The organism is Pseudoalteromonas ruthenica (assembly GCF_008808095.1).
GTDB lineage: Bacteria > Pseudomonadota > Gammaproteobacteria > Enterobacterales > Alteromonadaceae > Pseudoalteromonas > Pseudoalteromonas ruthenica.
In genome coordinates this window covers 1,515,171-1,537,572 of record NZ_CP023396.1, presented here as the reverse complement: position 1 = coordinate 1,537,572, position 22,402 = coordinate 1,515,171, and the positions used below count along the sequence as shown (strand labels likewise).

General features: G+C 48.3%; 14 protein-coding genes, 2 tRNA genes and 5 pseudogenes. 10 read left to right on the top strand and 11 right to left on the bottom strand.

All coding sequences use genetic code 11. The features are described 5' to 3' along the window. Positions 1–2 precede the first annotated feature (2 nt). The 4 genes from PRUTH_RS07260 (at position 3) to PRUTH_RS07245 (ending at position 5,353) form a co-directional block, all read left to right on the top strand. The gene (locus tag PRUTH_RS07260) at positions 3–431 is read left to right on the top strand and encodes a CBS domain-containing protein (RefSeq protein WP_026110983.1); all 429 of its coding nucleotides are present in this window, start codon (positions 3–5) and stop codon (positions 429–431) included. Positions 432–563: 132 nt separating this feature from the next. Then, a complete protein-coding gene (gene hrpA / locus PRUTH_RS07255) occupies positions 564–4,466 on the top strand; it encodes an ATP-dependent RNA helicase HrpA (RefSeq protein WP_151172946.1) in 3,903 nt (1,300 codons plus the stop codon). 78 nt (positions 4,467–4,544) lie between these two features. Next, positions 4,545–4,916, top strand: coding sequence for a response regulator (locus tag PRUTH_RS07250; RefSeq protein WP_022944034.1), 372 nt, complete (start codon positions 4,545–4,547; stop codon positions 4,914–4,916). Positions 4,917–5,053: 137 nt separating this feature from the next. After that, complete coding sequence (locus PRUTH_RS07245) at positions 5,054–5,353, top strand: PilZ domain-containing protein (protein ID WP_022944035.1); 300 nt, start codon at positions 5,054–5,056, stop codon at positions 5,351–5,353. Positions 5,354–5,362: 9 nt separating this feature from the next. Here the strand turns inward: PRUTH_RS07245 and PRUTH_RS07240 are convergent, their stop codons facing one another. Beyond that, complete coding sequence (locus PRUTH_RS07240) at positions 5,363–6,553, bottom strand: class I SAM-dependent methyltransferase (protein ID WP_151172945.1); 1,191 nt, start codon at positions 6,551–6,553, stop codon at positions 5,363–5,365. 207 nt (positions 6,554–6,760) lie between these two features. Between PRUTH_RS07240 and PRUTH_RS07235 the strand changes: the two genes are divergently transcribed. Then, positions 6,761–7,399, top strand: a complete 639-nt coding sequence (locus PRUTH_RS07235; RefSeq protein WP_371741521.1) for an HD domain-containing protein — start codon at positions 6,761–6,763, stop codon at positions 7,397–7,399. Continuing rightward, on the top strand, positions 7,392–7,790 hold the full coding sequence (locus PRUTH_RS07230) for a VOC family protein (RefSeq protein ID WP_022944038.1): 399 nt from the start codon (positions 7,392–7,394) through the stop codon (positions 7,788–7,790). The genes PRUTH_RS07235 and PRUTH_RS07230 overlap by 8 nt, the downstream gene beginning before the upstream one ends. On the opposite strand, the gene PRUTH_RS07225 is transcribed toward PRUTH_RS07230, so the two are convergent. Beyond that, a complete protein-coding gene (locus PRUTH_RS07225) occupies positions 7,787–8,773 on the bottom strand; it encodes a response regulator (protein ID WP_151172943.1) in 987 nt (328 codons plus the stop codon). The two genes, PRUTH_RS07230 and PRUTH_RS07225, sit on opposite strands and share 4 nt — an antisense overlap. Further along, the gene (locus PRUTH_RS07220) at positions 8,766–12,089 is read right to left on the bottom strand and encodes an MHYT domain-containing protein (RefSeq protein ID WP_151172942.1); all 3,324 of its coding nucleotides are present in this window, start codon (positions 12,087–12,089) and stop codon (positions 8,766–8,768) included. Before PRUTH_RS07220 ends, PRUTH_RS07225 begins: the two co-directional genes overlap by 8 nt. Before the next feature lie 287 nt (positions 12,090–12,376). On the opposite strand from PRUTH_RS07220, the gene PRUTH_RS07215 reads away from it, so the two are divergent. Beyond that, positions 12,377–13,054, top strand: coding sequence for a M48 family metallopeptidase (locus PRUTH_RS07215; protein ID WP_151172937.1), 678 nt, complete (start codon positions 12,377–12,379; stop codon positions 13,052–13,054). Between the two features lie 5 nt (positions 13,055–13,059). Here the strand turns inward: PRUTH_RS07215 and PRUTH_RS07210 are convergent. After that, positions 13,060–13,144: transfer RNA gene (locus PRUTH_RS07210), tRNA-Tyr, on the bottom strand. 24 nt (positions 13,145–13,168) lie between these two features. After that, positions 13,169–13,253 (bottom strand) — tRNA-Tyr (locus PRUTH_RS07205). Between the two features lie 112 nt (positions 13,254–13,365). Between PRUTH_RS07205 and PRUTH_RS07200 the strand changes: the two genes are divergently transcribed. Next, the gene (locus tag PRUTH_RS07200) at positions 13,366–13,875 is read left to right on the top strand and encodes a VC2046/SO_2500 family protein (RefSeq protein WP_151172936.1); all 510 of its coding nucleotides are present in this window, start codon (positions 13,366–13,368) and stop codon (positions 13,873–13,875) included. A gap of 128 nt (positions 13,876–14,003) precedes the next feature. Here the strand turns inward: PRUTH_RS07200 and PRUTH_RS07195 are convergent, their stop codons facing one another. Both PRUTH_RS07195 and PRUTH_RS07190 read right to left on the bottom strand, forming a co-directional pair. Next, positions 14,004–14,372: a YchJ family metal-binding protein gene (locus tag PRUTH_RS07195; RefSeq protein WP_170268908.1), complete on the bottom strand. Its 369-nt coding sequence runs from the start codon at positions 14,370–14,372 to the stop codon at positions 14,004–14,006. A 125-nt stretch (positions 14,373–14,497) separates the two neighbouring features. Then, positions 14,498–14,947, bottom strand: a complete 450-nt coding sequence (locus PRUTH_RS07190; protein WP_026110985.1) for a SulA-like leucine-rich domain-containing protein — start codon at positions 14,945–14,947, stop codon at positions 14,498–14,500. A gap of 257 nt (positions 14,948–15,204) precedes the next feature. Between PRUTH_RS07190 and PRUTH_RS07185 the strand changes: the two are divergent. Next, positions 15,205–16,496: pseudogene (locus PRUTH_RS07185) on the top strand (NCS2 family permease). A gap of 357 nt (positions 16,497–16,853) precedes the next feature. Here PRUTH_RS07185 and PRUTH_RS07180 read toward each other — a convergent pair. Beyond that, positions 16,854–17,617 (bottom strand): annotated as a pseudogene (locus PRUTH_RS07180) (hypothetical protein). Positions 17,618–17,947: 330 nt separating this feature from the next. Between PRUTH_RS07180 and cysB the strand changes: the two are divergent. Beyond that, positions 17,948–18,914: pseudogene (gene cysB / locus PRUTH_RS07175) on the top strand (HTH-type transcriptional regulator CysB); the annotation flags it as partial. Between the two features lie 65 nt (positions 18,915–18,979). Here the strand turns inward: cysB and PRUTH_RS07170 are convergent. The 3 genes and pseudogenes from PRUTH_RS07170 to pabB form a co-directional block, all read right to left on the bottom strand. Beyond that, a pseudogene (locus tag PRUTH_RS07170) lies at positions 18,980–20,354 on the bottom strand (L-serine ammonia-lyase). A gap of 81 nt (positions 20,355–20,435) precedes the next feature. Further along, the gene (locus PRUTH_RS07165; RefSeq protein ID WP_151172941.1) at positions 20,436–21,029 is read right to left on the bottom strand and encodes an NUDIX hydrolase; all 594 of its coding nucleotides are present in this window, start codon (positions 21,027–21,029) and stop codon (positions 20,436–20,438) included. Beyond that, positions 21,026–22,375: pseudogene (gene pabB / locus PRUTH_RS07160) on the bottom strand (aminodeoxychorismate synthase component I). The gene PRUTH_RS07165 and the pseudogene pabB overlap by 4 nt, the downstream one beginning before the upstream one ends. Between the last annotated feature and the right edge of the window lie 27 nt (positions 22,376–22,402).

Here is a 22,402-nt window from a genome sequence, read left to right as displayed (position 1 = left end):
CTATGCAATCAATCAAAGTCGCTGATTATTACAACCATAGACCAGTAAAATTCAAAGCCACTATGCCGATTGAAACGGCTGTGGAGAGGCTATTACAAAGCGGCCAAACCGGAGGACCTGTTGTCGACGACCTCGGAACCATCATCGGTTTCGTGTCGGAGCAGGATTGCTTACAACATATGTTGACATCCACTTACCAAAATGAAGCACATACAGTTGTTGGTGATGTTATGACCAAAGAGCCACTGTGCGTGACGCCAGAGGAGAGTGTGATGACACTCGCCGAAAATATGAAAGTTGATAAGCCGAAAATGTACCCGGTATGTGATGAACAGGGTAAGTTACTCGGGATTATCACCCGCGCGCACATCCTACTGGCATTGGATAAGCATCTGCATTGTAATTATACGTCCGGACATCGATTTGTTTAGTGTTGTTGTAGGCTCTGATTAATAGCCAAAAAGGCCTAGCCATCGGCATTCAGGGCTCAATACCCGGTACACTTGGCGCTCATAGTTTGCTAAGCTTAGCGACCATTTTTAAGTCGTTAATTAGGGGCCTGAGTGTCAGCAAGCAAGCCGTTGTATGGTAAACTCTCTGAGTGTTTGAAAAAGGATCAGTTTGTATTAAAAAGGCGCCTGCAAGGCGCTGATAAGATTTCCGACTCCGAGAAGCAACAAAGCGTACTGGCCAAAATTGAGCAGGCGATAGAGCACAGCATCAGCCAGCGCGCACAACGCCTTGAACAACTGCCAAAGCCGCAATTCCCAGCGGCCCTGCCGGTTAGCGATAAACGTGAAGACATAAAAGCGGCAATAGCGAAGCACCAAGTGGTGATTGTCGCCGGTGAGACCGGTTCGGGTAAGACGACTCAGCTGCCGAAGATTTGCTTAGAGTTAGGCCGTGGCGTTGAGGGCTTGATTGGCCACACTCAACCACGTCGATTAGCCGCTCGCAGTGTAGCAGCGCGTATTGCCGAAGAACTCCATAGCGAAATCGGCGAAACCGTCGGTTTTAAAATGCGCTTTAGCGACCAGGTCAGTGAACGCAGCTACATTAAACTAATGACCGACGGTATCTTACTTGCAGAGATACAAAACGACCGCTACTTGAATCAATACGACACTATTATTATCGATGAGGCGCACGAGCGCAGTTTAAACATCGACTTTATCCTCGGCTATTTAAAGAACCTGCTACCCAAGCGCCCGGATCTTAAAGTAATTATCACCTCAGCGACCATCGACCCAGAGCGTTTTTCTCGTCACTTTAATGACGCCCCAATCATTGAAGTCTCCGGGCGTACATACCCCGTTGAAGTACGTTATCGGCCCTTAACCGAGATACAAGGCGGTGACGACAACCAAGATGAGAATGATCAATTGCAGGGTATTTTTGATGCTGTAGATGAGCTCTACAGCGAAGGCCCTGGCGATATTTTGATTTTTATGAATGGTGAGCGTGAAATTCGGGATACCGCCGATGCCTTGACTAAGCGCAACTTAAAGCATACCGAAGTGCTGCCTTTGTATGCGCGATTATCCAATGCCGAACAAAATCGCATATTCCACCCCGGTAATAAACGCCGTATTGTGCTCGCCACGAATGTGGCCGAAACCTCACTGACGGTGCCTGGGATCCGCTATGTCATAGACCCGGGTACGGCGCGTATTAGCCGCTATAGTTACCGCACTAAAGTCCAGCGCCTACCTATTGAGGCGGTGTCGCAAGCCAGTGCCAATCAACGTAAGGGCCGGTGTGGCCGGGTTGAAGCAGGGGTGTGTATACGTTTATACAGCGAAGAAGATTTTCTTGGTCGTCCAGAATTTACTGACCCAGAGATTCTACGTACTAACTTGGCGTCGGTCATTTTGCAAATGCTGGGTTTGGGGCTTGGTGATATTAGCCAATTCCCTTTTGTACAGCCGCCGGATAGCCGCAACATCAACGATGGTGTGCGCCTGCTTGAAGAGCTCGAAGCAGTGCAAGCGAGTAAATATAAGGGGCAGACCAAGCTCACTAAGTTGGGGCGCGACCTAGCGCGCTTGCCGTTGGACCCTCGGTTAGCGAAGATGGTGCTCAGCAGTGTCTCCATGGGGGCAATGCGTGAAGTAATAGTGATTGCGGCGGCGTTAGCTATCCAAGATCCCAGAGAGCGCCCGCAAGAGAAAAAAGCCAAGGCCGATGAGCTGCATGCGCGCTTCGATGATGAGCATTCTGATTTCGTCGCGTTCTTGAATTTGTGGCATTATTTGGAGCAGCAACAGCAAGCGCTCACCAACAATCAATTCCGCAGGTTATGCCAAAAAGAGTTTCTGGCATATATGCGTATTCGTGAGTGGCAAGATATTGTTTATCAAGTCACGACGATTTGTAACGAAATGGGCCTAAAGGACAGTAACAACGAGCCTGAACATGAGGCGATACATCAGGCGCTGTTGAGCGGGTTACTCAGCCATATAGGCCAAAAAGACGAAAAGAATGCGTTTTATCAGGGCGCACGCAATAGTCAGTTTCATATTTTCCCGGGCTCCAACCTGTTTAAAAAGCGCCCCAAGTGGGTGATGTCTGCCGAGCTGGTGGAAACCTCCAAGTTATATGCTCGCATCAATGCCAAAATTGACGTCAGTTGGCTGGCGCCCCTAGCACAGCACTTGGTGAAACGCAGTTACAGTGAACCGCACTGGCAGAAAAAAGCCGGCGCAGTGATCGCCTTTGAACAACAAACTCTGTATGGCCTCACTATCGTGGCGCGTAAGCGCAGTCAGTACGATAAAATTGACCCGGCCCTTAGCCGAGAAATATTTATTCGCACGGCCTTGGTCGAGCAAGAGCTCGGCGCCAGTGAAGCGTTTTTGCAAGTTAACCGTGAGCTTATCGAAGAAGTTCAAGATTTAGAGAACAAGGCACGCCGACGCGATATTTTAGTGGACGAGCAAGCGCTGTTTGATTTCTATGACCAGCACATCCCTAGTGATATATGTAATCGTGTTAGCTTCTTGAAGTGGTACAAAGAACAAAAGCGTCACAACAAACGCTTTTTGTTCATGCGCAAAGAAGACCTGATGCAGCACGGGGCCACTGAGATCACGGCGGATAACTACCCGGATGTGTGGATGCAAGGCAACCTAGTGCTGCCGTTGCAATATAACTTTGAACCCGGGCAAGACGTCGATGGGGTGGCGGTGCAAATTCCCTTGGCGCTGCTCAACCAAGTCAGCGGCGAAGGTTTTGATTGGCATATTCCGGCGCTGCGCCATGAGTTGGTGTGCGCTCTTATCAAATCATTACCGAAAACCCAACGTCGCAACTTTGTGCCGGCACCGAATTACGCGGACGCGGTGCTCAGCTCTGTAGAGCCACTGCAAGGGTCGTTGCGTGAGGCGCTGGCGCTGCGCCTATTTCGCATGACCGGGGCCAAAGTGGACGCTGAGGACTTTGATACTAGCGCCTTGGATGAGCACCTGCGCATGGCGTTTGAAGTGCGTGATGATAAGGGTAAGTTAGTGGCCCGTGGTTATGACTTAGAGGCCTTAAAAACACAACTTGCGGATAAAGTGAGTAATACCCTATCGCAGGTCGCGGATAAGGGCATTGAGCGCGAAGGCTTAGTGGAATGGCAATTTGACTCTTTACCTCAGTCCTATGTGAAAAAACAAGGCCAATACGAGGTCAAAGCCTTTGTTGCCTTGGTCGACAAAAAAGACAGCACGGCGATTGAGCTATTCGATTCACCAAGCAAAGCATCTGCAGCGCACCAGATGGGTCTGCGACGCATGGTGCTTTTGAATATTCCTTCGCCAATTAAGTATTTGCAGCAGAATTTACCGAATAAAGCCAAACTAGGTTTGTATTTTAACCCCTTTGGTAAAGTGCAATTGCTGATTGATGATTGTATCGCCGCTGGGGTTGATAAGCTTCTGGAGCAATGCGGGGAAATCCGAGACGCCGAAGCGTTTAATAAAGCCAAAGAGTTTATTCGCGGCGAACTGGGCGACACTGTGGTGGCGATCGCTTTGCAAGTGGAGCAGGTGTTGAGTTTGGCCCACGGTATCCATAAGCGTATGCGTGGTAAAGTGGACTTAACCATGATCACCGCTCACGGTGATATTAAAAGCCAATTGGAAAGCCTCGTCTTTAAAGGCTTCGTTAGCCATCATGGGGCGCATAAAATGGCCGATTTATGCCGTTATATGAAAGCCATAGATAAACGTTTGGAAAAACTACCGGTGGACCCTAACCGCGACCGCTTGTGTACCCTTGAGCTGGATAAAGTAGCGCAGGCGTACCATAAGTGTTTGGCCAAACACCCTAAAGGCGAGCCCCAGCCGCCGGCCTTGCAAGCGCTGTTTTGGATGCAGCAAGAGCTACGTGTATCGTTATTCGCGCAAACGCTGGGAACCCCTTACCCGGTTTCTGCAAAACGGGTGTTGAACGCAATTAATGACTATCTCGCCGAGAGTTAACTTGCATTCGCGCTAAGCTGAGGTAACTTTATATTATTAGAGTGATTCAGGTGCTCGCCGACAAGGATAGGGAATAAGTTGAATAATCACGGCAAAGCTAAGCTATTAGTAGTCGATGACGAATATTTTAATTTTACACTGTATGCTCAAGCACTTGGTCAACAGTACCAATTGCAGTATGTTGATTCGGGCAAGCAGTGCCTGAACGAGGCCATCAATCAGCACCCGGACGCCATCATGCTCGATGTGTGTATGCCGGGGCTTGATGGCTTCGACACCTGTCGTATGTTAAAAAACACCCCAGAAACGCAAGATATTCCGGTGTTGATGATCTCCGGACTCGAATCCCCCCATGCCAAGCAACAAGGGTACGCCGCTGGCTGTGATGCCTACTTCGTAAAACCATTATCTTTCAATGAGTTATTGGATAGCTTGCAAACCCTTATTTAATCCGAGTATGCTGCCTATAGCAACACATGTTTCGCCCGTTTAAATGGGCTTTGTGGTGCGACCCCAACTGCGGCATGCGTAGGTAGGTAGTGATAGGCCTGCGATCGGCTGCTGTAAAGCACAAAAGGAGAACAACAATGCTTTATGATGACGATAAGCGCGGCTTTATGCGTATGATGGTGAATGCTCAAGCAAAGCTTGAGGTATCACACAATGATAAATATTTGCAGTTAACGGCAACCTGCCGCGACTTGAGCGCCACTGGCATGCAGTTACTGGTTGATGAACCCATCGACCCGGGTGCCACGGTAAAAGTGGATATCAACTCACCCGATGGTTCGGTGCCGCCACTAAAAGCGCTGACCCAGGTCGTGCGTTGTACGCAAGACGACCAGGGACAGTACTGCATTGGCGTGGAAATGCTTGATATTAATTAGGCTGAAGCGTCAATACACTTTGCAGATCAGCCCCTTGAGGTAAAAGCCTTCAGGGTAAGCGCCTCCGATAGGGTGATCGGTGGCCTGATTTAAGCGCTCGACAATGAGTAGCTCTCTATTGGCGTCTAGGGCAGCATCGGCGACCACTTTTTGAAATAAGTTTTGCTCCATGAGTCCAGAACACGAAAATGTCAGTAAAGTGCCGCCTGGCTTAAGCAGCTGCATCGCCAACATATTGATATCCTTATAGCCTCGGCATGCGCCGTTGAGCTGCGCCTTTGAGTCGGCAAACTTGGGCGGATCCATGACGATGGTATCAAAGGTGCGTCCTTCGCTGCGGTATTCACGAAGTAGCTTAAATACGTCTTGTTTGACAAACTCAGCGCGTCCTAAGTCTAAGTCATTGTGCTGCACATTGCGCTTGGCAATATCAAGGGCTTGCTGTGATACATCGACATTGATCACCTTAGAGCAGCCACCGCGCAAGGCATATAAACCAAACGTGCCGGTGTAACAAAAGCAATTTAATACTTCCTTGTCTTTGGAGAAGCGCTCTAGGGCGGCGCGGCTGTCTCGCTGGTCGAGATAAAAGCCGGTTTTATGGCCTTGCAGAATATCTACCTCGCAGGTGAGGCCATTTTCTTTTATCAACACCGGGTGCTCTGGCGCCGTGCCAGATAGCACGCCGGTTGTTGGCGCTAATCCTTCTTTTTTACGCACCTCTACATCTGAGCGTTCGTAAACATGACAAGAAGGGAACAGTTCCACTAACGCGGCGACTATCTCACCTTTGTGACGCTCTGCACCGGCACTTAACAACTGACAGACTAAGTAGTTATCAAATTTATCTATTGTTACTCCAGGAAGGCCGTCAGATTCACCGGCACATAGGCGGAAACCGGTTAACTGGCCTTCTTCAATAGCGTGCTGGCGGGCATCAAGGGCCCGAGCTAAACGGCGATAGAAGAACGCCTGGTCGATAGATTCTTTCTCGTCAAAGCTCCATACCCGAGCGCGAATTTGTGACTGTGGGCTATAAGCGGCCGTAGCCAGGTATGTTCCCTGACTGTCGTAAACGGTGACCGTGTCACCTAGGCCGAGGTTGCCTTTGGTTTTCTTAATTGCTTTTGAAAAGATCCACGGGTGTTTACGTTTCAGTGATTTTTCGCGTCCTGCTTGAAGATAAATCGCACCGGCCATTGAGCCTCCTAATAATTCCTAGAGTGAGTATGTTGAAGCTGCTGTGCACTGAGGCAATGGAATACCCACCGCAAGGCATGTTGACACGCTAGGTCGTTGGTTTGAGAGGCGCTATTCTAGGCATCTTAAGGCGCTTTCTCAAATTAATTTTGCCAATAGCCGATGAGTGATTTATTGTCATCACATAAACTCTTAATAATGAATACTATGCAAGAAATCGAACAACAATGTCGCGATTTTATTCTCAGTTGCGGTAGCGCCGACTCAGCTCATGACATTACGCATATTGAACGCGTTGTGCAGGTGGCGAAAACTTTGTGTGAACAGGAGCATGCCAAGATTGAAGTGGTGCTGCCTGCGGCGTGGCTGCACGATTGTGTTGCGGTGGCGAAAAACCATCCGGACAGAGCGAAGGCATCGACCATGGCAGCCGACAAGGCGTTAAGCTTTTTGCACAGTATCCATTATGACAGTCGCTATTTCGATGCTATTCACCATGCTATTGTCGCCCATAGCTTTAGTGCCAATGTCACACCCACCACTTTAGAAGCGCAGATAGTACAAGATGCCGACCGTATGGATGCCCTTGGCGCAGTGGGAGTGAGTCGCTGCATGAAGGTAGGCGGGGCGATTTGTCGTGGCTTATATCATCCCCAGGATCCGTTTTGTAAGAACCGCCAAGCTGATGACAGTAAATACACCCTTGATCACTTTTTTGTGAAGTTATTGCACATAGGTGAGAGCATGAACACGGCCAGTGCTCGATATGAAGCACATAAGCGCACGCAGTACATGCACGATTTCTTACGCCAACTGGGCGAAGAGATAGGTATTGCCTATGAGTAACCCACCGTTATTGCGTGGCGTACACCATTGCCATATACAAGTGCATGATATTGAGGTTGCATTGGCGTTTTATCGCCAAGTAATGGGTTTTGATATCGTCCCCGAGCTGGCTTTTTGGTTTGAACAGCAACACGATGGACCGCTTATGCTGCAAGATCAGGCAAAGTCCATTTGCTTGGCTTTATTTGTTGGTGATAAAAAAAGCAACGGCATCGCGTTTCGTTGCGATGCGTTAGCCTTTGTGCACTGGCAACAGCACCTGCACGATTGCGATATCAAGGTCACGCGAGCCGATCATCAGGTATCTTGGTCATTGTACTTTCGTGATCCCAGCGGCAATGTCCATGAAATTACCTGTTATGAATATGAGGCCGTTGCTGAGCTGCTCTAGCTTGGATACTGTGCTTTAACAGCAAGAATATCGTCCAAACAAGCCATAAAAATATCCACCAGTTCGGGGTCAAAGTGCTTGCCTTTCTCTTCTTGAAGTAACTGCACGGCTTTGTCGATTGGCCAAGGTTCTTTGTATGGCCGCTTCGAAGTTAGTGCATCGAATACATCGGCAATGGCACATATACGGCCCTCTATGGAGATCTCTTCGCCTTGTAAGCCATTTGGGTAGCCGTTGCCATCAAAGCGCTCATGGTGCTCAAGAGCAAGTCGATGGGCAAGTTGGATTAATGCAGAGCTTGAACCTGCCAAGATATCCGCACCAATGCTGGCATGAGTTTGCATTTGCCGATATTCGTCTTGATCCAAGCGCCCGGGTTTAAGAAGGATATTATCGGGGATACCGATTTTGCCAATGTCATGCATTGGCGCCGCGAGTAGCAACGACTCGGCATGGGCCTCATTAAAGCCATAAGCGCGCGCGATGATGTGGCAATAACGACTCATACGAATTATGTGTTGTCCGGTTTCATTGTCTTTGTACTCGGCTGCATGACTCAGCCTTTGGATCAATTCAAGTTGCGCGGCTTTGAGTAAGTCAGCTTGCACTAAAGACAAATGATTTTTAACCCGCGCTTTGACGATTGCTGGGCTGATTGGCTTAGTAATGTAATCAACCGCGCCTTTGGCAAAGCCTTGCGTTTCATCTACTTCGTCTTGCATGGCGGTCACAAAAATAACCGGAATAGCCTGCGTACTTGGCCGTTGCTTTAACAGTTCACATACTTCAAAGCCAGACATATCTGGCATCATAACATCAAGTAAAATGAGCGCGGGTTGCTTGCTATGAGCTAATTCCAAAGCTTGAGGCCCTGATTTTGCAAATATAAGGCGATAGTCGTTTCCTAATACTTGATTTAAAACCTTAAGGTTCGTCGGCTCATCATCTACAGCTAGGAGAGTCGGCTTTTGTGTCTCAATCATGTTGCACACTCTGCAGTTGCTCAAGTAATTGCTCAATAGCGGCCTTAGCCGCCGCAAATTCGAATTCGTTAATGAGATTTGCGATATCCATTACTTGTTTATGCCATTGTTGTGGCGTTGCCGCAATAAGTTGTTCACTGTGTTCACTATCATATTCAAAGTTATCGCATAACTGCGCAACCTCCCGCAATAATTGCTTAAAGTCCTCATCGTTATGGTGATTACTCACGGCTTTGCTAGGCGTGTCAGTGTGGTTTTGCAGATATTGATAGAGCTCATCAATACAGCTGAATAAGGCAAACCGATGAGGGTCTTGAACCTGCTTTTGTCGTTCAATCGACTTTAATGTATCGGCTAATTTGGGCAGGGCTAGATTACCGGCTAATCCTTTTAATGTATGCACGTCAACAAGCTGTTCGGCGCTGAGCTGATCATACTTACTCAGTGTTCGCAGTTGCTCATTGCGCTGCCTATAGAAGTGCTTTAGTTCCTTGAGGTAATGCGCTTTTGAACCCCACAGCTCCGCTCCTTGGGTTTCGTTGACCAGCTGTTGGCTGTCGTGGGCGGTGGCGTTAGTTTGTGCGAATACATGTGCAGCCAAATCTATATCGAGAACGCGGGCTATTTCCGTTAGTAAATCGCTCAGCACCACAGGTTTGCTGGCAAAGCCGTCCATTCCAGCGGCTTTAGCCGCTTCACGGTCACTGCCCATGACACTGGCCGTTAAAGCAATAACGGGCGTTGTAGCAACCTCGTTGTGCTGCTCATATTGACGCAATTGTCGGGTTGCTTGGAGACCATCACACTTGGGCATATGAATATCCATCAACACAATGTCATAATTATTACTTGTGGCCAGTTGCACTGCTTGCTCGCCGTCATCAGCTGCCTCTACTTGATGACCGAGTTTAGTTAGGCGTAGTTGCAGTAGCTCGCGGTTTTGCGGTACATCATCAGCCACCAGTATTCGCAATTTAGGCATTTCGCTAAGTGGGGTCAATGAGCTCTGCTCATTAACGTGCTCGTCCGCCACCTGTTTTAGGGGCAGGGTAAAGTAAAATGTACTGCCTTGGCCCAAGGTGCTGGTGACGCCTATATCCCCGCCCATAAGTTGTACGAGCTGGCGGCTAATGGTAGTGCCTAGACCGGTGCCGCCAAAACGCCGCGTGGTACTGTCGTCTGCTTGCTCGAAAGGATTGAAAATAGCACTCACCCGCTCGGGGGCGATACCAATGCCAGTATCAACCACCTCAAAATAGACACCTTGATTATCGCCGCGAACATTGATGGTGACACTGCCTTGCTCGGTAAATTTTACTGCGTTACCGATTAAGTTGACTAATACTTGGCGTAAGCGCTGCGGATCGCCGCGATAGTGCTCACCGAGGTTACTATCCATATTCAGGGCAACCGAGAGCTGCTTATGTTCAGCACTGTGATAAAAGCTGGAGACCACAGAGTCGACGAGAGCCAGCAAGTTAAAGGGCACTGACTCAATACTCACTTTACCTTGCTCAAGCTTGGCGGAGTCTAAAATATCATTGAGTAAATGCAATAAAGAGCGTGCAGATTGCAATACGTTGGTGAGTTGCTGACGCTGCTGTTTATTCAATGGGCTATCTAGCAGCACTTCAGAGAAGCCAATGATGGAGTTCATGGGCGTGCGTATTTCATGACTCATGTTGGCTAAAAAGGCTTGCTTTGTCTCCGCCGCAGCTTCGGCTTTCTCTTTCGCTTTTACAAGCTCTTGCTCCATTTGTTGGCGCTCACTGATATCGACCAATACACCTGCAATGAAAAGCTCTTCTCCTTCGGTATGCTCAAATGTTCCCTTATCAATCACCCATTTACGGCTGCCATCGCGACACTGTATTTGGTATTCAAAAGAGTAGTGTTTTTTTCCTTGTGCAAGTGCGCTGTATATTTGCTCGCGCACATAGTTGCTATGCTGCGCAGAGATAAGCATGTCAAAATTAACACTGCCGTCGATAAACTGCTGGTCATCATAGCCGGTTAATTGTTTTACGATGGGGCTAATGTAGAGCATGCTCCAATGCTTATCTAAACGGCAGCGAAAAGCCACGCCGGGCATATTCGTTAACAAAGTGCGATAATGACGCTCTTGTTGGGCAAGCTGATTTTGCATCGCCTTTTGCGCGCTCAAGTCAGTAATAAAACCTACAAACATGCGCTTTTGTCCGGGAATAGCGACTTCACCAACCCCCAAACGAATGGGGATCAGCGCGCCATTTTTATGTTCGGCGTTGACCTCACGTCCGGAACCAATAATGTTTTTAATGCCGGTACTTTGGTAGGCACTTAAGTAATTATCATGTTGATTGGCGATTTCTTGTGGCATCAGCATTTTTACGTTTTCGCCAATCACTTCATCGCGATGATACCCGAGTATACGTTCGGCTCCGGCGTTGAAGCTCAGTACTTGGCCTTTCGCGCTAATGGTAATAATGCCATCGACGGCGGTATTGAGGACCGCTTCAAGGCGTGATTGAGTGATAAGTTGTTGCTGAAGGGCCAAGCGATAGCGCATCACACTGTGCAATAAAGCAATGAGACCACTGAGCAAGAGGCTTACAATAGCAATACTCAGAGCGAGATCGGTTACATGGCTATTATCGGTGAGCTCACTGTACACCGGGGATTGGGCCACAAATCGTGCCGCTTGCATCCCGGTATAATGCATGCCAGAGACTGCGCAGCCCATAACAATGGCGCTGAGAATACGATAACCGGTTTGCCCTAGAGTGCTGCGCCCTGTGGGTTGTAAATATAAATGAGCGGCCAGGCCGAGCCATGCGAGAATGACCGCCACTAATACAGAGACAACAAACCAAAGTGGGTCATAGCCTAGCATTGGCCCTAGGCGCATCGCGGCCATACCCGTGTAATGCATAACCCCTATGCCGGCGCCCAACAGCAGGGCACTGAGCGCAAGCTTGGCTCGAGATGGATCGCTCGTACTGAGTAAATGGAACCCTAAGGCAGTGGCTAAAAAGACAGGGATGAATGATACCACCGTCACTGTGAAATCATAGTCGACGCTGACGCATAGGCTAAATGCCAGCATTCCGATAAAGTGCATGCTCCACACGCCAGCGGCAAAAGCGGCGGCACTTGCTGGCAGTGCCATGCGATAAAATGGGGTGTGGCGTTGTTGTTGAGCAAATTCCCTTAATTGCAGCGCAAAGAAAGATGCAAAAATAGCAACAGTGACCGAAAGTAACACTAAGGCCCAATCATAGCTGCCATTGACCAGCAATTCGGGAGCAGGGTCGGTGATAAAAAATTGAGAAAGCATAAAGTACTTCGATACTCCAACAACGGATGCCAAGTGGCAATCACAGCCTAGCACAGTGAAAAACCACCTGTCGCGCACAAAAGTGAGAGCGCCCTGTATCTTACAATGACACTGACTGTTCTATCAGCGCAGCGACGGCTGAGTTTAGTTATTTATGAGTGCGCTGCAAGCTTACCCAAGAGCGTAATTACGGTATCATATTAGTAAGCGCTGCAAAGGATGTACTTAATATTAGCACATTGTTTGGCAAACCCTTTTAGTTCAAGTAATTACAACAAAGGTTTAATATGAGTAGGCAATATGATGTGCACTACAGCCGTCGACGAACGCTCGCTTTGGTGGTCAAAAATCAGCAAGTGAGTGTGAAAGCGCCTTATGGGGCATGTGGTGATTTCATTGCAGACTTCGTTGAGAGCAAACAGGCGTGGATAAACAAACAATTACATAAGCAATCTGATATTGAAGCGGCAAGGTATAACCCTTGGCTACATCGTCGCATTATGCTTTTCGGTCAATTACGTGCAATAGAGGTAAGCGAGAGCTCACTTAAGCAGACAGATAACCAATCGATAAACATCGTAATCAGTAAGCGAGTGAAGCATCGCCAGCGCTATTTTAATCAACAGCTATTGGCACTGATGCACGATGAATTATCTGATCACTTATCGGTCCGCATAATGCGGTGGCAAAAGGTGATGAATATCGCCGCTAACGGCATTAGTGTTAAAGTGTACAAGCGTCGTTGGGGCAGTTGCGATTCGCGCGGTGAGTTATGTTTTAATACCTTGTTGGCAGGAGCTCCGCATTGGGTTATTGACTATGTCATTGTTCACGAGCTGGCGCACCGTGTACATATGGATCACAGCCATCAATTTTGGGCACTGGTTAATGGCTACTACGAGCATACCGACCAAGCGCGATTATGGCTTAAAGAGAATGCACATCTGTTGGATTTTGTACGATAGGAAAGTGGTGGAGGGAGCTGGATTCGAACCAGCGAAGGCAATGCCGTCAGATTTACAGTCTGATCCCTTTGGCCGCTCGGGAACCCCTCCGATAGAATGATGTGTGTTGTTAAGTGGTGGAGGGAGCTGGATTCGAACCAGCGAAGGCAATGCCGTCAGATTTACAGTCTGATCCCTTTGGCCGCTCGGGAACCCCTCCTAAACAACGGCGGCGATAATAGCAAACTCAGAGTCCAAGTAAAGAAAAAAACTAAAGAAAGCTGAAAAAAGGCCGATAACTGCTTAGAAGTAATTCAGGTTGAATAAAGTTTATGCAAGTTAAGCCCGTCATTCGTAACGAACTACAAATGGACTCGCAATTATGTCGCAGTGTCCATGAGGCCCGTCGTGGAGACTTTGCTTGGCTGTTAGCATCATTATCAGCAGATGCACTCGATTTTGCCCAGTTTCACCTTCCCAAATCGGAACTAGAATCTCACCAAGTGGATGAGCAGCAGTTGCGATTACAGTTGGGCGCTGCGCCTGCAAAACCAACGGCATTACCGGATTACCACATAGATAGAGCTCAGCATGACAGGGCATTATTGGCGCAAAGCTCAATGACAACTCTGCGATTAAAAGAGTGTCTAACCCCCGAGCCTTTGGCAGTGCGAGACGACAAAACCTATGTTCCACTACCTATAATTGACAATTGCGATCCGAGCGTACAGGCAAAACATCATCGCCAATATGAGCCACTGAACGAGCCGCAAATGGATAGTGCAGCTTTTTACGATCAACTTGTGGATATGAATAAGTCCTCGTCTTTAGCACACGCGTAGTGGCCTGCGCATAATGGCGTTTGGCCAGTCAGAGCGCGCTAATCAGGGTGCAATAGCAGGTGCGAGCCAAGGGTTTCTTGTACTAATTAAGCGAATACCTAAAGCTGCCACCGGGCGGCGGCATCACATCAAGGCATACAGCATTTTTTGAATTTATTGCCACTTAAGCATGGGCAGGGATCGTTGCGTTTAAGCTTTACATCAGCGGCTTCAAACAACCGTCCGCTGTCGTATTTCCATTGGTGGTGGCGTTGAATGAACTGTGAGCGTTCATGAATACAGTGAAGGGTGTCAGCAATGATGTAAAAAGCCTTAAATTCAACATAGGCCAAAGCATCGCCAGGCTCATAATCCATTATGTGTAAGCGTACAAAATGCGCAGCTTGGGCAAATTCAGCCACTTCATCTCTGGGGTTTTGTTCTAGGGCTTTCTCTGAGCAGGTAAAACATAAGTAATCAATAGCTTGTTCACAAAATGCACTATAACGAGAGCGCATGAGGCTCTGGGCGTCGGGGGCATCAATAGCTCTACTTACAAACCGGCCGCAGCAATCAGCAAAAGGCTGCGGCAATCCACAATGGCACATCGCATTTTCTAACTACAAGGAATCACGCCAATATATTAGCAGACTTGTAACTGCGAGGGCACAGTTGTTTGTTCGCTGGCGTTATGCTCGGTAGTGAAACAGTAAAGCTGTGCTTTAGCTTGGTGGGTATTAAGTTGTAAGGCTTCGAGTTGTTGCTGTTTTAAAATGTCCGTCCAGGTGATCACCGCCGCAAAACGGCCATTTTGCAGCGCACAATTAAGCATGTACTCCATATCAACAACATGTTTAGCCCGAATTACCAGCAATTTATTCGTGTCGATAGAGCAAGCGTCCAATAGGTGACGGCTAGGCACATTGTCAGGGGCGACTAATAGCGTCCAGCCATTATTTTGATTGTAGCGATGAACGATTTTAAGCATCTCAAATGTTGCAGAGATCTCATCCTCAGTTTTTACGATATTGATCACATTAGGGTTATCTTGCTGATAGCTTTTAACATGACGAACACTTGCTGTATGTAACATAATTGCCTCGCTGTGGATTTTGTGAACCATATACAGTGTTTTATACAGTATGTGTATACAGTAGTTTATACAGTTATTCAGTGCAAGTTTTTTTTGTTTCTTTTTTAAACGTCTTGTTTGTTGCTTTAAACGCTTAGCGATACCGAAGAAGCTAAAGCCGTGTTTCGGTGCCAATATTGCTGTGTAAACATGCGGTCATTTGTCCGCATTTATGCTAGTATCCGCCGCTTCTATTTTACGTATCATTGTTTACTCCTATGTTCGAAAGACTGTTCAAAATAAAATCGCATGGAAGCTCCGTTAAGCGCGAGGTTATCGCAGGACTCACGACCTTTATCACCATGGTGTACATCGTGTTTGTCAACCCGGCAATGCTAGCAGAGGCGGGAATGGACCAAGGGGCAGCATTTGTCGCAACCTGTATTGCTGCTGCTATCGGTTGCTTCATTATGGGTTTTTGGGCGAATTATCCGTTGGCATTAGCGCCAGGCATGGGCTTAAATGCATTTTTTACCTACGGCGTAGTATTAGGTATGGGTTACACCTGGCAGGCGGCTTTAGCGGCGGTATTTATGTCGGGGTGTATCTTTTTAGCGTTGAGCCTATTTAAAGTCAGAGAGTGGATAATCAATGCCATTCCACTGGTACTTAAGCGCGCTATCGCCACGGGGATTGGCGCTTTTCTGGCGCTCATTGCACTGAAAAACGCGGGTATTGTTGTTGCCAGTCCAGCCACGCTCGTACAGATGGGTGATATTACCAGCAGTGGGCCTTTGCTCGCTATCCTGAGCTTTTTCGTAATAGCGGCGTTGTTGTATCGTGATATCAAAAGCGGCGTATTGATCAGTATTATGTTGGTTACAGGCATTGCGTTATCTCTGGGGCTGGTTGAATATCAAGGGGTGATCTCAGCGCCACCGTCCATCGCTCCTACCTTTATGCAATTAGACTTTGCCTCGGCGTTAGAGTTATCCATGCTCAGTGTCATTTTCGCATTCTTGTTTGTGGATTTGTTCGACACCTCAGGCACCTTGGTGGCGGTAACGCAAAAAGCGGGATTGGCCGATGAGCAAGGGCGCATGCCACGTTTGGGTCGAGCACTGAGTGCCGATAGTACAGCGACAATTGCAGGCTCTATGCTCGGCACCTCTACGACCACTTCCTACATCGAGTCGGTATCCGGTGTGTCAGTGGGTGGGCGTACAGGCTTAACAGCTGTGGTGGTGGCTGTTGCTTCCTACTGATGATGTTTTTTGCTCCTTTGGCAGCCATGGTTCCAGCTTATGCAACAGCGGGTGCGATTTTGTATGTCTCGGTGCTCATGCTGCAAAACCTTAAGCTGGTTGATTGGGATGATATGACAGATGCGATTCCAGTTGCCGTGGTGCTGTTGATGACGCCGTTAACTTTTTCCATTGCCCACGGCATTGCCCTTGGCTTTATCGCCTATACGGCGGTGAAATTAGTGTGTAATAAGGGGGCGGAGATTAGCTTGAGTGTGTGGATTCTAACAGTACTATTTTTGCTTAAGTTCATGTTTTTATCTTAGTAAGCAAGGTCATATATAACAGCTAAAAAGGCACAGCTATGACGCTGTGCCTTTATTTTTTGTATGAGCCAACGAGCTTCAAAAAAACCAGCCTCTATTGTCAATTGTCGCTCCTTGACGTCGCACTTCGTAGTTGTACTTCAGCACACTCAGATCATGGCTAGCCCTGCGTACCGGCGCAGCATTATGGAGAGTTTGGTTTGGGTGTTCGCACACACAGCTGGATGGTATGTATGGCTCAATGATTGAAGGTAGTGGGCAGATTTTACGTAAGGTATTTACCCTGCATGGCCCGGTACAGGCAGCAGATAGGCGAAGTTTGATATCGGCCTATCTGTTATAGCTTGATTTACGCTGTTACCACTTTTTCTTTGGCGCGAATAACACATCCAAATCGTCTTTTTCTTCCTCTTCACGTTTTTTACGGGCGGAGGCGTTAGAGGCTTTCAACTCAGAGCTGATCTCGTTGAGATAATCCTCAAGCTGATTTTTCTTATTTGTGACATAGTCGTCGCTGTAATTCAGGGCGGTAATTGTGGCATACGCCTTTTCGAAATACTGCCGTGCCGAGCCAACCATATTGGCGTTTCTTGCAGCCACGCCGCGCTTAATTTGGCTTTCAATATTTATCTTTAATTGCAGGCGCTCAAAGGTTTTGTCCTCTTGCATAAACACAGGGGTATCGATTTTGCCCTTGCTGTGTTCAGAGCGCATGATGGTACGCAGCTTCTTTATTCCCTGTATCAATGAAATAAGCTGTTTGTCATGATCGGGAAGAACAAAGTTCTCGCCCATATTGGCGCTCTCATCAACGCCACTGATTAAGCGAGTTTTTGCATCATTAAGCCGAGATTTAAGCTCTTTCGAGGAGGGTGACAACTCAACCATGGCGGCAAGCGCATCGTGAATTCGACGATAAAGAATCATCATCACATTATTAGATAACGGGATATTGACACTGTTGACCAGCACTTCTTCCGTCTCTTCTATTATTTTTTTCTGCTTTGCGAGCTCTTGGCGGCGCTGAGCTTCTTGCTTTTCTTTATGCTGTTGCACTGCACTTACCCAAACCGCAATAACGATAAGCGCGACAATAACATAATAATGATAGAGACTATCATACCCCGATCTCTTACTCATTGAGTTGCCCAATTACCACCCATCTTAACCGAAAGAACCTAGGTTGGGGTAGTAATACACGTTAAATTCATGAAATAACATTAAATAAAATAAGAGTATAGGAGAACATCGCAGCCTTGAACATAAATCAACCAGTACCGAGACATAATTAAATGTGCTAGCCTAGCTAATCGCAATAGCTAAAATGTATAAGAAGATGGCTCAAGGTGTTGATTTGCCTTCCCATTCACCAGGAAGATTAGGGTCTAGGCCACTGCGTATAACGCCTGGTGCAATCGCAAGTAAAATAATAATAGAAAGTAACAACGACCATGAAACTACAGCAGCTAAAGTATATTGTTGAGTGCTTAATCACAACCTCAATGTATCCGCCACAGCGGAGAGTCTTTATACTTCGCAGCCCGGTATCTCCAAACAAGTACGTATGTTGGAAGACGAATTAGGGGTGCAAATTTTTGGACGCAGTGGCAAGCACCTGACGCACGTAACCAGTGCCGGTAAAGACATTATCAATATTGCTCGTGAGATTCTCTCCAAAGTCGAGGGAATTAAGGCTGTAGCCAATGAGCATACCTTGCCAGACCAAGGTAAACTTAATATTGCCACCACCCACACTCAAGCGCGTTATGCTTTGCCGGAAGTCATTCAAGGTTTTATGAAAAAGTACCCGGCGGTTTCATTGCATATGCATCAAGGTACGCCGCAGCAAATCTCTGATGCAGCGGCACGTGGAGATGCTGATTTTGCTATTGCAACAGAAGCCTTACACTTGTATTCCGACTTAGTGATGTTGCCTTGCTATCACTGGAATCGCAGTATTGTGGTGGCGAAAACTCACCCGCTGGCGCAAAAAGCCGATAACCTTAGTATTGCTGATGTTGCTGAGTTTCCGCTGATCACTTATGTGTTTGGCTTTACGGGTCGCTCAGAGCTAGACAAAGCGTTCAATGCTCAGGGGTTAGAACCTCATATAGTCTTCACCGCCACTGATGCGGACGTTATAAAAACCTATGTACGTTTAGGTTTGGGTGTCGGGTGGTCGCCTCGATGGCAGTTGATGAAATCACCGATAAAGATTTAGTGTGCATTGATGCCAGCCACTTATTTGAGGCAAGCACGACCAAAATCGGCTTCCGTAAAGGAACGTTTTTGCGTGGCTACATGTATGACTTCATTGAGCGTTTCGCGCCGCACCTGACCAAAGATCGGGTTGAAAAAGCCTGCTTATTACGTAATCAAGATGACGTCGATGCGATGTTTGAAAGCATCGAGTTGCCCAGTGCGCTAAGTGATCAGTGTCACGATATTAAAAAGGCGCCTGTTGGCGCCTTTCTTTTGTGCGATTAACACTCAATGATGTTTACCGCCAGACCGCCTCGAGCGGTTCTTTGTATTTGGTTTTCATATCATTGCCGGTGTCCCACATGGTTTTAATCACTTTATCCAAGGAGACCTTTTGCTCACCGCTGCCGCGCATGGCTAGGCGTGAGGCATTAATAGCTTTAATCGCACCCATGGCGTTGCGCTCTATGCAAGGCACTTGCACAAGGCCGCCCACAGGGTCGCAGGTGAGACCGAGGTTATGCTCCATGCCGATTTCAGCGGCATTTTCTACATGCACTACGTTACCACCCATAATCTCCGTTAAGGCGCCCGCAGCCATCGAACAGGCCACGCCCACTTCGCCCTGACAACCCACTTCGGCCCCGGAGATAGAAGCATTCTTTTTATACAAGATACCAATTGCTGCTGCGGTCAGCAGATAGCGCGTGGCGATATCGCGATCCACCTCTTTGATAAAGGTGTGGTAATACATGAGTACTGCCGGCAGGATACCTGCGGCGCCGTTGGTGGGGGCAGTGACTACTCGACCCCCAGCGGCGTTTTCTTCGTTCACGGCAAGAGCGAATAGGTCAACCCAATCCATTGCTCTAAGTGGGTCGTTATTGTTCTCAACATTTAACTTTAAATATAAGCTGGGTGCGCGACGGCGAACTTTTAGGCCACCGGGAAGAATGCCTTCGGTGCGCATACCGCGTTCAGTACAGGCTTTCATCACCTGCCAAATATGAAATAACTCATCTTTGATATCAGCTTCGTCGCGCAAGGTCTTCTCATTGGCCATCATTAGGCTTGAGACGCTCAGGCCGGATTCCTTACAAAGCTCTAGCAGTTGCTGTGCGTTATCGAACGGGTAGGGGGCAGGATTTTGCTCACGGATATCCAGCGCAGCCTGCTTTTCCTTATCAAAGTCCTCGTCGCTGACGATAAAGCCGCCACCAATAGAGTAATACACTTGCGAGGCAATGCGTTCATCACCCTTAAAGGCAATAATCTCCATGGCATTAGAGTGCTTGGGCAAGGTCTTGCGGCGATGAAATACAATCGCCCCTTGCTTTGGAAACTTAGCCTGGTGGGTTTTATTGAGATAAATAACCTGCTCTTGCTCGATTTTAGCCAAAATATCGGGCACGGCGTCGGCATCGACCGTCTCTGGGTCGTATCCGGCGAGCCCTAAAATAACAGCTTTACCTGAGCCATGGCCAACACCGGTTTGACCCAAGGAACCAAACAGCTCTACTTTTACCTCGGTAACATCCTCAAGTGTGCCTTGCTCTTGCAGGGTTTGCACAAACAACCGAGATGCGCGCATTGGGCCTACGGTATGGGACGACGACGGCCCAATGCAATGCTAAACATATCGAATGCACTGATCATAAAATCTATACTCACATTGCCTTTGAACGGGCGCCCATCATAACGTTAAACACCAGGGATGTAATCCTCTGTACACTAATTTTAGCTGATCGGACCAAAGGCGCTTCGTAAAGCGCTCAATAATTCGCTCGGTTGCTCCCCACAGCAGACCATAAGGGGTTTTAAAAACGCGAAAGTGGAGGTTTTTTTTTGCCGCTCGACCCGCAGAGACTGCCAGTTTTGGGTTGCCAATAGTTCAGCCAGAGGCACAAAAAATGCGGCTTCGACCTCATTTTGATCAATTTGCCAACGGGCACCGGCGCGTAGCTGTGCTAGATACGGCGTAATACTCATATCATTGAGGGTGCTCACCTCATCGAGACGGCCGATGATGGTGACATCTTTGCTGTCTATATTTAGCTCCTCGTGCAGCTCTCGTAGGGCGGTGTGGGCAAGCGTCTTATCTTCGCGCTCTTGCTTTCCTCCTGGAAAGCACAGTTGGCTGGGATGATGGCGCAGATGGGCGCCGCGTTTACACAGCAACACTTGTGCTCCGTGCTCAGACTCTGAGAGCAGCATAACCACGGCGCTACGGCGCTTTGGGTGGATTGGAACAAAGCTGGAGGGCGCGGCACTGAGATTAAACCGCGCAATAACCTGAGCGCATGAGAGCGCCGCATGGGGTGATTTTATCACGTCAATACCGGTAAGATTTTATTTACCTTATCGTAAGTCTCTTGGTACTCAGAGGCAACATCTGAGTCGGCAACAATGCCACCACCGGCCCAGCAATGTAGGGTATTGTCTTTGGCCACTAAGGTACGAATGGTGATACTGGTGTCCATATCACCGCAGGCGCTAATGTAGCCAATTGAACCACAATAGGCACTGCGCCGATGTGGTTCGAGCTCTTCAATGATTTCCATCGCCCGGATTTTTGGGGCACCGGTAATAGAGCCACCCGGGAATGCGGCCTTCAGTTGGTCGAGCGCCCGTTTTGCCCTCAGCCAATTGCGACTGCACGGTACTGACTAAATGATGGACAGCGGGGAAGCTCTCTATGGCAAAAAGTGAGGGCACATGCACCGAGCCCGGTTTCGCAACCTTGCCGAGGTCATTACGCAGTAAATCGACAATCATGACGTTCTCGGCGCGTCTTTGGGGGAGCTTGCCAACTGTGCTGCCAAGGCTTGATCTTTTTTAGGGTCACTGCTGCGCGGCAGCGTGCCTTTAATCGGTTTGCTTTCGACCTGATTGTGGTGCACTTCGATAAAGCGCTCTGGCGAAATGGATAAAATGCAGCCTTGCGGTAAACGCATAAAAGCAGAAAAGGGGGCGCTGTTGTGGCTGCGTAAACGGCGATAGGCTTGCCATTCGCAGCCCTGATATGTGGCACTGAAGCGCTGTGCCAGGTTGATCTGATAGCAGTCGCCGCTGCGCAAATAGTCCTGTATCTTTGTAAATTTATCGGCATATTGCGCTTGGCTCATATTGGAGGCCCAGTCACTGGTTAAGGCAAATTTACCTGCGTTTGCGGCGGCGGGTGGCTGCAGGTAACGCTGTAAACGGGCTTCGACATCCACCGTTGGCTGGGCAATATAATACCATTGGCTGGCCGCTTTATCGTAAATTAAGGCATCAAGATAAAGGCCCAGTTGCATCTGCGCCAAGGCAATATCGTCCGCCGCTAAGCTGGGTAGGCGCTCGAGGGTGCGTCCTAAATCATAGCCAAAGTAGCCAAGCCAGCCGCCACTAAAAGGCAGGTCATGCGCCGGGGATTGCGTGCACAGGCTAGCTAGGCGTTGCTGCATATAGGCGAACACCTCCTGATGCAGCTCAACGCCGTCTAGGTATACCTTGTTGTGCTCGACGCTGAGCGTCGCTTCAGGCTCAATCACTAAGATATCGAAGCGGCTATTGACGTGCGCTGCACTAGCAGAGTCAAGAAAAACCGCCCCTTGGAGATGGTGTAATTGGGCAAACACCTCACACGGCGAGGATGAAAGCGCCAATTTACGGCAATGTAATTGCGAATTTGTCATTATCTTCAACTCGAAGAACTAGCCCGA